The following is a 12,981-nucleotide window of genomic DNA, read 5'->3' on the forward strand; positions in this document are numbered from 1 at the left end:
GGAGCTACGCCCATGTTTGAAAAACTTATTCGCGCGGCCATCGAGCACCGATGGCTAGTGCTGTTAGCTGCCATTGGCATGGCCGCCGTCGGCGTGTTCAGCTACCAGAAGTTGCCCATCGACGCCGTGCCGGACATCACCAACGTCCAAGTGCAGATCAATACCCAGGCGCCGGGCTATTCACCGTTGGAGACCGAGCAACGGGTGACCTACCCCATTGAAACCGTGATGGCGGGCCTGCCCAACCTGGAGCAAACCCGCTCTCTTTCGCGCTATGGCCTCTCGCAAGTGACCGTGATCTTCGAGGACGGCACCGACATTTACTTTGCGCGCCAGTTGGTCAATGAGCGCATCCAGGAAGCACGGGATAAATTGCCGGTCGGCATCACACCTGCGCTGGGGCCGATCTCCACCGGCCTGGGGGAGATTTACCTGTGGACGGTCGAGGCGAAGGACGGTGCGAAGAAACCCGACGGCATGCCCTACACGGCAACAGACCTGCGCGAGATTCAGGATTGGATCATCAAGCCGCAGTTGCGCAACGTGCCCGGTGTGACTGAAATCAACTCGATTGGCGGTTATGCCAAGGAGTATCAGATCGCACCTATACCCGCTCGCTTGGCTTCGCTCGGCGTTACCCTGCAAGACATCGTGACGGCACTGGATCGCAACAACGGCAACGTGGGTGCGGGCTATATCGAGAAGCGCGGCGAACAGTACCTGATCCGTGCGCCTGGGCAAGTCAAGACCCTGGAGGACATTGGCAACGTTATCCTCAGCAGTGCGGGCGGCGTGCCGATACGGGTGCGTGACGTGGCGGACGTGGGGCTGGGGCGTGAACTGCGCACCGGCGCGGCCACGGACAACGGCCGCGAGGTGGTGCTGGGCACTGTGTTCATGCTCATCGGCCAGAACAGCCGTACGGTTTCGCAGGCCGTGGACAAGAAGATGGTGGAGATCAACCGCAGCTTGCCCGAGGGCGTGCATGCGGTGACGGTCTACGACCGCACTGTGCTGGTGGACAAGGCCATCGCCACGGTGAAGAAGAATCTGCTGGAAGGCGCGATCCTGGTGATCGTGATCCTGTTCCTGTTCCTGGGCAATATCCGCGCGGCCATCATCACGGCGACGGTGATTCCCTTGTCGATGCTGTTCACCTTCACTGGCATGGTGCATTACAAGGTGAGCGCCAACCTGATGAGCCTCGGGGCGCTGGACTTCGGCATCATCATCGACGGAGCGGTGGTGATCGTCGAGAACTGCGTGCGACGCTTGGCCCATGCACAGGCGCACTACGGCAGACCGTTGACGCGGGCGGAACGCTTTCACGAGGTGTTCCTGGCATCGAAGGAATCACGCCGCGCGCTGCTGTTCGGGCAACTCATCATCATGGTGGTCTACCTGCCCATCTTCGCCCTGACGGGGGTGGAAGGGAAGATGTTCCACCCGATGGCGTTCACGGTGGTGGCCGCGCTGGTGGGGGCCATGATCCTGTCGGTGACTTTCATTCCGGCAGCGGTCGCCCTATTCATCGGCCACCGGGTCAGCGAGACAGAGAACTTCCTGGTCGTGCAGGCCAAGCGCTGGTATGGCCCGCTGCTGGATCGCGTGATGACGGCTAAAGCGGTGGTGCTCACGGCAGCCGCCGTGGCAGTGGTGCTGTGTGGCCTGATCGCCACCCGTATGGGCAGCGAGTTCGTGCCCAGCCTGAACGAAGGCGATTTCGCCATCCAGGCCCTGCGCATTCCTGGCACCAGCCTATCGCAATCGGTCGCGATGCAGCAGCGCCTGGAAGCGACGCTGAAGGCTAAGTTCCCCGAGATCGACCGCGTTTTCGCGCGCACCGGCACGGCTGAAATCGCGTCCGACCCCATGCCGCCGAACATTTCCGACGGCTACATCATGCTCAAGCCGGTGTCCGAGTGGCCGGAGCCGCGCAAGTCGCGCGACGAATTGCTGGCGGCCATTCAGGATGTCGTGGGCAAGGTGCCGGGCAACAACTACGAGTTCTCGCAGCCTATCCAATTGCGCTTCAACGAACTCATTTCAGGGGTTCGCAGCGATGTGGCGGTGAAGATTTTTGGCGACGACATGGATGTCCTGAATAAGACGGGTGAAGAGATCTCGTCCATGTTGCAGAAGATTCCCGGCGCGTCCGAGGTCAAGGTGGAGCAAACCACCGGTTTGCCCATGCTGACCGTGAATATCGACCGCCAAAAAGCCTCGCGCTATGGGCTTAACGTGGCCGACATCCAAGATGCCGTGGCCACCGCCATCGGCGGGCGTGAGGCTGGCACCCTGTTCGAGGGCGACCGCCGCTTCGACATCCTGGTTCGCCTGCCGGAGTCCTTGCGCAACGACCTGGACAGCATGAAGCGCCTGCCGATTCCGCTGCCGCGCGGAACGGGTGGGACCGGCAGTGCCGAAGGACGGACGAACTTCATCCAATTGGCCGAGGTGGCGAGCTTCGAGCTGGCACCCGGCCCCAACCAGGTCAGCCGCGAAAACGGCAAGCGCCGCATCGTGGTGAGCGCCAACGTGCGCGGCCGTGACGTGGGCTCATTCGTGGCCGACGCCGAGGCGGCGCTGGCACAGGTCAAGATTCCCACGGGCTACTGGACGAGTTGGGGCGGTACTTTCGAGAATCTGCAATCAGCCACGCAGCGTTTGCAGATCGTCGTGCCGGTGTCGCTGCTGCTGGTGTTCCTGCTGTTGTTCGCCATGTTCGGCAATGTCAAGGACGGCTTGCTGGTCTTTACTGGCATTCCGTTCGCGCTGACCGGCGGCATCTTGGCGCTGTGGCTGCGCGACATTCCTCTGTCGATTTCCGCTGCCGTGGGCTTCATCGCGCTGTCAGGTGTGGCCGTGCTCAATGGCCTAGTGATGATTTCCTACATCCGCGGGTTGCGCGAGGACGGAACACCGCTGGATGAAGCCATCCGCGAGGGCGCGCTGACACGCTTGCGGCCGGTGCTGATGACAGCCCTAGTGGCGTCGCTGGGTTTCATCCCGATGGCGATTGCCACGGGAACAGGCGCGGAAGTGCAACGCCCCCTGGCTACCGTAGTGATCGGAGGCATCTTGTCTTCCACCATGCTGACGCTGCTGGTGTTGCCGATCCTGTACCGGCTGGCCCATCGCCCGGATGAGCAGGAAGAGGATGTCACGGCAGAGCCCGCACATGAGGGCGTAACCGCTTGAAAGGACAAACGATGAACGCCGTTACGGCACCACGACAGACTCCTTTAAGCTTTACAGGGACATCGACTCATGGAATTCCGTCACCTCCGGTACTTTCTGGCCGTTGCCGAAGAGCTTCACTTCGCCCGCGCTGCGGAGCGGTTGCATATCGAACAGTCACCACTGTCGCGCGCCATCAGGGAATTGGAAGAGGAATTGGGCGCGCAACTGTTCGTGCGTACCAGCCGCAGCACGCGCCTGACGCTGGCGGGCAAGCTGCTGATGGAGAACGCGCCTCGCGTGCTGCTGGCGCTGGACCAGGCGCGTGAGAGCGTGAAGGCGGCAGCCAATGGCTTTCACGGCCGGTTGCGCGTGGCGCTGTCCGACGGCATCACCCCCTCGCGCCTGCCGGCGCTGCTGGCGCGCTGCCGCGAGGAAGACCCGGAGATCGAGATCCGCCTGTTCGAGGTGCCGCTGGCCCAGCAACTCAGCGGCCTGCGTGACGATCTATACGACGCGGGCTTCTCGATGGCCGACGAGGTGGGCGACGGCATCATCATCGAACCCGCCTGGGAGGATGAGCTGATGGTCGCCATGCCCGCGCGCCATGAACTACTGGCCCACAGGCGGGTACCGCTGGATGAAGTGCTGCAACATCCCCTGGTGCTGGGCGACCCGGCAGTTAGCGAAGGCCATGCCAAGCAGATCGACCGCATCCTGCGCAAGCAGGACCGGGAGCCCTTGATCGAACAGTACGTCGCCACGTTCGACGTGATGATGACTTTCGTGTCGGCCGGCTTGGCGCTGGGGCTCGCAGGCGCCGCGCACATCGCTTCCAGCCACGAGCCGGGCGTGGTGGGCCGACCGCTCGCGGGAAAGTCGCCCATGCTCACCACCTATCTGCTGCGCCGCGACGCCGAGCCGTCGCAGGCGCTAGCCCGCTTTATCGAGCGGGTCGAAGCCCTGGGACCGGGAGACGCTTAGCCATTGGCCCCGTTTCACTTCGGAGGATTCAAGCCATGAACCTATCCAAGATCATCGCTATGTCGTCGCTAGCAGTTCTGCTGGTCGCCTGCGGCAAGTCTGAGCCGTCCAAGCCCGCCGCCGTGCCCAGCGTGGAGGAACTGGCTGCTGACCCCGTGCGTTTGCGAGAACTGCGCCAGCAGTGCAAGACGGATCGTCCGACGATGGGCGACGTGCTGTGCAACCGAGTGGCCGAGGCGACGAACCGGCGTTTCCTGGGTGACGGCAAGGTGCCTTATACGCCGCCGAAGGAACCGCCGAAGTTCTGATGGTCGGTTTGCCGCAACGCACCTGCGCGTGCCTGCGCCTTTTTGCGCGCTGCGCAGCAGCGCGCCCGTTGTGGCGGTCTTTCGCCCCAGTTCTTCCCTGCCGGAAACCATGCTTTTTGCGGCATCAACATGCCGATAACGGTCTTTGACCGGCACGCCCAGCGGCACTGATCCTCACGAGGGCGGCACATGCCTGTGCCGCGATCGGAGGCTGGATGATGCAGGGAACGAACGTGCTGTTCGGTCAGATTGCCGTGGTGTTCGGCATCGTGATCGCTGGGGTGTGGAGCGCCACGCAATGGACAGCCGCCGCCCTGGGCTATCAGCTACGCCTTGGCTCGCCCTGGTTCGATTTCTTCGGTACGCCGGTCTATCACCCGTGGCGGCTGTTCGAGTGGTGGTTCGTCTTCGATGCCTATGCGCCGCGCGTGTTCGACACCGGCGGCGCCATCGCAGGCGGCAGCGGATTGCTGGCGGTGGTGGTCGCCATCGGCATGTCGATCTGGCGCTCGCGGCAATCGCGCCTGGTCACGACCTACGGCTCGGCCCGCTGGGCGAACGCGGATGACATTCGCAAGGCCGGCCTCACGCAGCCGACCGGCGTGTTCCTCGGCCAGCACGACCACCAGTACCTGCGCCATGAAGGCCCGGAACACATCCTGACCTTCGCGCCCACGCGCTCGGGCAAGGGCGTGGGCCTCGTGGTGCCGACGCTGCTTTCCTGGCCAGCTTCGGCCGTCATCCACGACATCAAAGGCGAGAACTGGCAGATCACCGCCGGTTGGCGCTCGCGCTTTTCGCATTGCTTGCTGTTCAACCCGACGGATAGCCAGTCAGCGGCCTACAACCCGCTGCTGGAAGTGCGGCGCGGCGTGCATGAAGTCCGCGACGTGCAGAACATCGCCGACATTCTGGTCGATCCCGAAGGGGCGTTAGAGAAACGCAATCATTGGGAGAAGACCAGCCATGCGCTGCTGGTCGGCGCGATTCTGCACGTGCTCTATGCCGGCGAGGACAAGACGCTGTGCGGCGTCGCCAACTTCCTGTCTGACCCGGCTTGCCCGTTCGAGCTGACGCTGCACCGGATGATGACGACCCTGCACCTGGGCGATCGCTCGCACCCGGTGGTGGCGTCGGCCGCGCGCGAAGTGCTCAACAAATCGGACAACGAGCGTTCCGGCGTGTTGAGCACCGCCATGTCGTTCCTCGGCCTGTACCGTGACCCCACGGTGGCCGAAGTCACATCGCGCTGCGACTGGCGCATCGCCGACCTGATCGCGGCCGAGCATCCGGTGTCGCTGTACCTGGTGGTGCCGCCTTCGGACATTTCGCGCACGAAGCCGCTCATTCGCCTGATCCTCAACCAGATCGGCCGGCGCCTCACCGAATCGCTCGATGGCTCCGATGGCATCGAGCGCCGTCACAAGCTGCTGCTGATGCTCGATGAGTTTCCGGCGCTGGGGCGCCTGGACTTCTTCGAGACGGCGCTGGCCTTCATGGCGGGCTACGGCATCCGCAGCTTTCTCATCGCGCAGTCGCTCAACCAGATCGACAAGGCGTATGGGCAGAACCATTCCATCCTCGACAACTGCCATGTGCGCGTGACGTTCGCCACGAACGACGAGCGCACCGCCAAGCGGATCTCCGAGACGCTGGGTACGGCCACCGAGCTGCGCGCCCAGCGCAACTACGCGGGCCACCGGCTTGCGCCGTGGCTGGGCCACCTGATGGTGTCGCGCCAGGAAACCGCGCGTCCGCTGCTGACGCCGGGTGAAGTCATGCAGCTTCCGCCCGACGAGGCCGTGGTGATGGTGTCCAGCGTGGCGCCGATCAAGGCGAAGAAGCTGCGCTACTACGCGGACAGCAATTTCAAGCATCGCTTGCTGCCGCCGCCCACGCTGGCGGACGGGCAGTACGCCGACGCGCCGCCGCTACGCCCGGACGACTGGAGCGGGCTGGCGATCCCCGCCGTGCCCGCCGCACCGGCCACGGCATCCGCCGATGGCCTGGGTTCCACGGATGAAGGCGGCCCGCGCCGTCAGCCTGAACTCTCCGAAACCGTCGCCTACGACCCCGAGCTGGCCGCGCCCGCAGCCGACCTCGGGTTGCTCGATGACGACGACGACTTGCCGCTTCCCCTTCCGCGCCAGCTTGATCCGGCCATGCAGCGCACGGCCCGGCTGGCTTCCCTCGACCCTGACGACGGAATCGACCTATGACCCAACACCGCCTCAACGTGTTCATCCAGCCTGAGCATGGCAAGCGGCTCGACGAACTGGCCGCCAAGAAAGGCGTATCCAAGTCCAGCATCGTCGCTGCCGCCTTGGCATCGTGGCTGTCGCCCGATGCCGCCGACCAGCGCGAAGCAGCAATTGCCAAGCGCCTGGATCGCTTGTCACGGCACGCCGAGCGCATGGAGCGCGACCTGAACATCCAGATCGAGACGCTGGCACTGTTCATCCGCTACTTCCTCACGGTGAGCACGCCCGTGCCCGAAGCGCATCAGGACGCAGCGCGCGCCCAGGGCAAGGCGCGCTTCGAGCAGTTCGTCGAACAACTCGGGCGGCATTTGCTGCGCGGTCGCAGTCTGGTGCGGGACGTGGTGGAAGAACTGCATCCAGACCCGGCACGCATGGACGACGCGCAGGAGCGCGCGTCATGAGCGCCGTTCCTTCCTTCACCGCCGTTTCCCTGGATCGCCGCATCCAGATGCTGCGCACGGCAATGGGGCCGCTGATCGCCGCCGCGCTGGAAGACCCCGACGTAGTGGAAGTCATGCTGAACCCGGATCGAACCTTGTGGATCGACCGGCTTTCGTCGGGTCGCGCACCGATGGGTGTGGAGCTGTCCGAGGCGGACGGTGAACGCATCATCCGCCTCGTCGCGGCCCACGTCGGCGCCGAGGTGCATCGCGGCCAGCCACTGTTGACGGCGGAACTGCCCGAGACGGGCGAACGCTTCGAGGGCATCCTGCCGCCCGCTGCGCCGGGGCCGGCCTTTGCGTTGCGCAAGCGCGCCTTTGGCGTGATCCCGCTGTCGCGCTACATCGAGGACGAAATGATGACCGCCGCGCAGGCGGGCTTGCTGGTGCGCGCCGTGCGCGAACGCCAGAACATTCTGATCGCCGGCGGGACGAGTACCGGCAAGACCACCTTGGCCAATGCGCTATTGGCCGAGATCGCCGCCACGGGCGACCGCGTATTGGTGCTCGAAGACACGGTGGAGCTGCAATGCGCGGCCCGCGACCACGTGCCGCTGCGCACACGCCAGGGCGTGGTGTCCATGACCGAGCTGGTGCGATCTTCGATGCGCCTGCGCCCGGATCGTGTCGTCGTCGGCGAGGTGCGTGGCGCCGAGGCATTGGATCTCATCAAAGTCTGGGGCACTGGCCATCCGGGCGGCATCGCCACCATCCACGCCGGCTCCGTACTGGGCGCACTGCTGCGCCTGGAGCAACTGATTCTCGAAGTGGCGGTGAACCCGCCCCGTGCGCTGATCGCGGAAGCGGTCAACGTGGTGATCCACATCGCCGGGCGCGGACGCAAGCGCCGCATCGAGAGCATCGCCCGCGTCGTCGGCTTCGATGGCGTGGGCTACCAACTGGCGGATGCGCTGGAGGCTCCATTCCCGGAGCTGCTGCCGCAGTCCGACCTTTCCTCCCTGTCCCCTGACCACTCTGGAGAACTTCCATGACGCACGCTGATGCTTTCCGTATTTCCGCAAATCCGCTTCCTCGGCCCGCACGGCTGGATGGCCTGGCTCGCCCGGCCATGCAGGGCTTGATGCTCGCGGCGCTGATGTTGCTGCTCGCAGGCACCGCGCAGGCCGCGGGTTCCTCGATGCCCTGGGAAGGGCCGCTGCAATCCATCCTCGAATCCATCCAGGGGCCGGTGGCGCGCATCGTCGCGGTCATCATCATCATCGCCACGGGCTTGGCGCTGGCCTTCGGCGATACCTCGGGCGGGTTCCGCAAGCTGATCCAGATCGTGTTTGGCCTGTCCATCGCGTTCGCCGCTTCGAGCTTCTTCCTGTCGTTCTTCAGCTTCTCCGGTGGGGCCGTCGTATGAACGGCCCACACGATGGAATACCCGGCTTCGAGGTGCCGCTACATCGGTCTCTGACCGAGCCGATCCTGATGGGCGGCGCTCCGCGCACCGTGGCCATCACCAACGGCACCTTGGCCGCTGCCGTGGGCCTGGGCTTGCAGATGTGGATTCCTGGGCTGGTGCTTTGGATCGTCGGCCATTCGCTGGCGGTCTGGGGTGCGCGTGTCGATCCGCAGTTCATGGCCGTGTTCGCGCGGCACATCAAGCACCGGCCGCTGCTGGACGTGTGAGGTGATGCCATGCTGAACCTTGCCGAATATCGCCAGCGCCCGGCCTTGCTCGCCGACTGGTTGCCCTGGGCCGGGCTGATCGCACCGGGCGTCGTCTTGAACAAGGACGGCAGTTTCCAGCGCACGGCCCGGTTTCGCGGGCCTGACCTCGATAGCGCAACGCAAGGCGAACTGATTGCCACGTCGGCGCGCTTGAACAACGCGCTGCGTCGTATGGGTTCGGGCTGGGCGCTGTTCATCGAAGCCGAGCGCCGGCCCGCAGCCGACTATCCGCACTCGGAGTTTCCCGAGCCGTTGTCGTGGCTGGTGGACGAGGAACGCCGCGCTACGTTCGAGGACTCGGGCAACCACTTCGAGAGCGGCTACCACCTGACGCTGGTGTACCTGCCGCCCGAGGAATCACGCGCCCGCGCGGCCGGGATGCTGTACGAGAACCGGCCCACCGAAGGCGTGGACTGGCGCGAGCGCCTGACGGCCTTCGTCGCGGAAACCGATCGCATCTTCGACCTGCTCGATGGCGTGATGCCGGAAATCGCGTGGCTGGACGACAGCCAGACGCTGACCTTCCTGCACGCCACCATCTCGACGCGGCGCTATCGCGTCGGCGTGCCTGAAGTGCCTTTCCACATCGATGCGCTGCTGACCGACTCCGCGCTGGTCGGTGGCCTGGCGCCCATGCTGGGCGGCCAGCACCTGCGCGTGGTGTCGGTGCGTGGCTTCCCGACCTCGACTTGGCCGGGGATTCTGGATGACCTCAACCGCCTCGGCTTTGGCTATCGCTGGTCCACCCGGTTCCTCTGCATGGACAAAGCCGATGCGGAAAAGGAGCTGTCCCGCCTGCGCCGCCAGTGGTTCGCCAAGCGCAAGAACGTGATCGCGCTGCTGCGCGAAACCATCTTCCAGCAGGAAACCCCGCTGGTCGATACCGACGCCAGCAACAAGGCGGCCGACGCCGACGCAGCCTTGCAGGAGCTGGGCAGCGATCAAGTTGCCTTCGGCTACTTCACCGCCACGGTGACGGTGCTCGATGCCGACCCGGCCGTGGCCGACGAGAAGCTGCGCATGGTGGAGCGTGTCATTCAAGGACGCGGCTTCATCACCATCCCGGAAACGCTCAACGCCGTGGATGCGTGGCTGTCGTCCATTCCGGGCAACGCCTACGCCAACGTGCGTCAGCCCATCGTCTCGACGCTGAACCTGGCGCACATGATGCCCCTGTCGGCGGTATGGGCCGGGCCGGAGAAGAACGACCACCTCGACGGCCCTCCGCTGATCGTTACTCGCACCGATGGCGCGACGCCGTTCCGGCTGGTCACGCACATCGGCGACGTGGGCCACACGCTGGTCGCGGGGCCGACCGGCATGGGCAAGTCGGTTTTTCTCGCCACGCTGGCAATGCAGTTCCGCCGCTATCGCGGCTCGCGCATCTTCGCGTTCGACATGGGCCGCTCGATGCGCGCCACGGTTCTCGGGTTGGGCGGCGAGCACTACGACCTCGGGACGGATGGCGAAATCGCCTTCCAGCCATTGGCACGCATCGACCGCGAAGGCTACCGCACCTGGGCGGCCGAATGGATCGAAGGCCGCTTGCTGCATGAGGGCGTGGCGGTCGGCCCCGACGAGAAGGCGGCTATCTGGTCGGCGTTGGGAAGCCTCGCCGGTGCGCCGTTGGAGCAGCGCACGATGACGGGGCTTTCCGTGCTGCTGCAATCGAACACGCTGCGGCAGGCGCTGTCGCCCTATGTGCTCGGCGGTGCCCACGGCAAGCTGCTGGACGCCGACCATGACCGGCTCGGCATGGCCAACGTGCAGTGCTTCGAGATGGAGGAGCTGATGCACAGCAAGGCCGCCGTCATGGCCGTGCTGCATTACCTCTTTGCGCGCTTCGATGAACGCTTCGACGGTGCGCCCACGCTGCTGATCCTAGATGAAGCGTGGCTGTTCCTCGATGACCCGGTGTTTGCCGCGCGTATCCGGCAATGGCTCAAGACGCTCAGGAAAAAGAACGTCAGCGTCATCTTCTCCACGCAGAGCCTCGCGGACGTCAAGGAATCGAGCATCGCGCCCGCGATCATCGAGAGCTGCGCGAGCCGCATTTTCCTCGCCAACCCGCAGGCGACCGAGCCGCAGATTCGCACGATCTACGAGGGCTTCGGGTTGAACTCGCGCCAGATCGAGATCGTGGCGACCGCGCAGCCCAAGCGCGACTACTACTACCAGTCCCGCCTCGGCAATCGCCTGTTCGACCTCGACCTGGGGCCGGCCACGCTGGCCTTTGCGGGCGCTTCCACGCCGCAGGACCAGCGCGACATGGATCGCGTGCTGCTGGATGCCGGCGTAACCGGCTTCGCGGGCGCCTGGCTGCGCCATCGCAGCCTCGATTGGGCGGCCGACCTGCTGCCCTCACTCCCCGGACTTGCGCCGGGTTCCTCTCGTACCGCTGACCACCCATAGGAGAACCAGCCATGAAGACCCATGCGCTTTCCATTTCGCTCGCCGCCGCGTTGTCGCTCTCGCTGTTGACCTCGTCACCAGCGTTGGCCTGGCGCATCGTCTTTGATCCGACCAACTATGTGCAGAACACGCTGACCGCGATCCGCACGCTGGAGCAGATCAACAACCAGATTCGCCAGCTCCAGAACGAGGCGCAGATGCTGATGAATCAGGCGCGCAACCTCGCCAGCCTGCCGTCCAGCGTGGTCGGCCAGTTGCGCGCCAATCTGGCGACGACCGATCGGCTGATCGCCCAGGCCAGGGGATTAGCCTACGACGTAACGAACCTGGATCGGGAGTTCCGGCGCCTGTATCCGGAGCAGTACGCCGCCACCGTGACCGGCGACCAGATGGTCCGCGATGCGCAGGAGCGTTGGAAGAACACGCTCAACGGCTTGCAGACCACCATGCAGATGCAGGCGCAGGTGTCGCAGAACCTGGGCGAAGACGAAAGCGTGCTGGCCGATCTTGTGGGCAAGAGCCAGTCGGCCGAAGGTGCGTTGCAGGCGATGCAGGCCATGAATCAGTTGCTGGCCTTGCAGGCCAAGCAGTCGATCCAGTCGCAGCGGCTCCAGATCACGCAAGACCGGGCGGCGTCGCTGGAGCTGGCGCGGCAGGCGGCAGCCACGGAGCGCGCCCGCGAGGTGCGGCGGCGCTTCCTGGGCGACGGCACGCCGTACACGCCGCAGTCCGTGAACTTCTACGGCAACTGACGGGAGGCCGCCATGCGATGCGTCCTCGTCCTGTGTGTCGCGCTGCTCGCCGCTTGCGGCGAGCAGCCGGCCGACCACCTTGCCGATGCCCTGGCCGCCGATCCCGTGCGGCTGAAGGCATTGCGCGCGCAATGCGCGGCCGACCGGCAGGCCACGGGCGAGGACGCTTGCCGTGCCGCCGCCGAAGCCTTCCGGCGGCGCTTCTTCTCCGGCCAGGCCGGGCCGGATGAATACCAGACGCTGGGCGACCTGCCGCCGATCCCGCCGAGCTTCGAGGAACCGGCCGATGGCATGGCGCCGGCCGTTCCCGCCGAACCGGAGGACACGCCATGAATGACGTGACCATCATCGACCAGTTCCTCAACACCTTTGCCGCTTATATCGACTCGGGTTTCGGGCTGCTGCGGGGCGAAGTGGCGTTCCTCACTGCCACGCTGATCGTCATCGACATGACGATCGCCGGCCTGTATTGGGCCATGAGCCATGCCACCGGCCAGGGCGAGGACGTGATCGCCAAGCTGCTGCGCAAGGTGCTCTACGTCGGTGCCTTCGCCTACATCATCAATAACTTCAACTGGCTGGCCAGCATCGTGTTCCGCTCGTTTGCGGGATTGGGCATCACCGCCACCGGCTCGGCCATCACGATGGAGAACTTCTTGCAGCCGGGCCGGCTGGCGAAAACCGGCATCGACGCCGGGGCGCCGATTCTGGAGCAGATCGGCGAGATGGCGGGCTTTCCCGAAGTGTTCGTGAACCTCGACCCCATCGTGGTGATGTTCCTCGCGTGGCTGGTCGTGGTCTTGTGTTTCTTCGTGCTGGCGATCCAACTGTTCATCACGCTGATCGAGTTCAAGCTGACCACGCTCGCCGGATTCGTGCTGGTGCCATTCGCGCTCTGGAACAAGACCGCGTTCCTCGCCGAAAAGGTCTTGGGCAACGTGGTGGCCTCCGGCGTCAAGGTTCTGGT

General features: G+C 65.0%; 12 protein-coding genes. All 12 read left to right on the forward strand.

The genetic code is table 11. The features are described 5' to 3' along the window. Window positions 1–12 precede the first annotated feature (12 nt). Window positions 13–3,201, forward strand: a complete 3,189-nt coding sequence (locus BV908_RS18780; RefSeq protein ID WP_103738907.1) for a CusA/CzcA family heavy metal efflux RND transporter — start codon at window positions 13–15, stop codon at window positions 3,199–3,201. Between the two features lie 69 nt (window positions 3,202–3,270). Next, window positions 3,271–4,164 (forward strand): LysR substrate-binding domain-containing protein, encoded by an 894-nt coding sequence (locus BV908_RS18785; protein WP_103738908.1) that lies wholly within the window; start codon window positions 3,271–3,273, stop codon window positions 4,162–4,164. Between the two features lie 35 nt (window positions 4,165–4,199). Then, window positions 4,200–4,472, forward strand: a complete 273-nt coding sequence (locus BV908_RS18790) for an EexN family lipoprotein (protein ID WP_009523287.1) — start codon at window positions 4,200–4,202, stop codon at window positions 4,470–4,472. A gap of 218 nt (window positions 4,473–4,690) precedes the next feature. Continuing rightward, a complete protein-coding gene (locus BV908_RS18795) occupies window positions 4,691–6,691 on the forward strand; it encodes a conjugal transfer protein TraG (RefSeq protein WP_103738914.1) in 2,001 nt (666 codons plus the stop codon). After that, window positions 6,688–7,134, forward strand: a complete 447-nt coding sequence (locus BV908_RS18800; RefSeq protein ID WP_013517139.1) for a CopG family transcriptional regulator — start codon at window positions 6,688–6,690, stop codon at window positions 7,132–7,134. The genes BV908_RS18795 and BV908_RS18800 overlap by 4 nt, the downstream gene beginning before the upstream one ends. Continuing rightward, a complete protein-coding gene (trbB, locus tag BV908_RS18805) occupies window positions 7,131–8,165 on the forward strand; it encodes a P-type conjugative transfer ATPase TrbB (RefSeq protein WP_103738909.1) in 1,035 nt (344 codons plus the stop codon). The genes BV908_RS18800 and trbB overlap by 4 nt, the downstream gene beginning before the upstream one ends. Beyond that, on the forward strand, window positions 8,162–8,539 hold the full coding sequence (locus tag BV908_RS18810; RefSeq protein WP_011806062.1) for a TrbC/VirB2 family protein: 378 nt from the start codon (window positions 8,162–8,164) through the stop codon (window positions 8,537–8,539). The genes trbB and BV908_RS18810 overlap by 4 nt, the downstream gene beginning before the upstream one ends. Further along, window positions 8,536–8,808, forward strand: coding sequence for a VirB3 family type IV secretion system protein (locus BV908_RS18815; RefSeq protein ID WP_011806061.1), 273 nt, complete (start codon window positions 8,536–8,538; stop codon window positions 8,806–8,808). Before BV908_RS18810 ends, BV908_RS18815 begins: the two co-directional genes overlap by 4 nt. Before the next feature lie 9 nt (window positions 8,809–8,817). Then, on the forward strand, window positions 8,818–11,262 hold the full coding sequence (trbE, locus tag BV908_RS18820; RefSeq protein WP_103738910.1) for a conjugal transfer protein TrbE: 2,445 nt from the start codon (window positions 8,818–8,820) through the stop codon (window positions 11,260–11,262). 11 nt (window positions 11,263–11,273) lie between these two features. Beyond that, on the forward strand, window positions 11,274–12,014 hold the full coding sequence (trbJ, locus tag BV908_RS18825; RefSeq protein ID WP_103738911.1) for a P-type conjugative transfer protein TrbJ: 741 nt from the start codon (window positions 11,274–11,276) through the stop codon (window positions 12,012–12,014). 12 nt (window positions 12,015–12,026) lie between these two features. Continuing rightward, window positions 12,027–12,347, forward strand: coding sequence for a hypothetical protein (locus tag BV908_RS18830; protein ID WP_016851776.1), 321 nt, complete (start codon window positions 12,027–12,029; stop codon window positions 12,345–12,347). Then, the coding region (trbL, locus tag BV908_RS18835) for a P-type conjugative transfer protein TrbL (protein ID WP_103738912.1) at window positions 12,344–12,981 on the forward strand (638 nt) is incomplete at its 3' end. The genes BV908_RS18830 and trbL, both read left to right, overlap by 4 nt.

This window comes from Diaphorobacter sp. LR2014-1, assembly GCF_002916785.1.
Classification (GTDB): Bacteria; Pseudomonadota; Gammaproteobacteria; order Burkholderiales; family Burkholderiaceae_C; genus Diaphorobacter; species Diaphorobacter nitroreducens.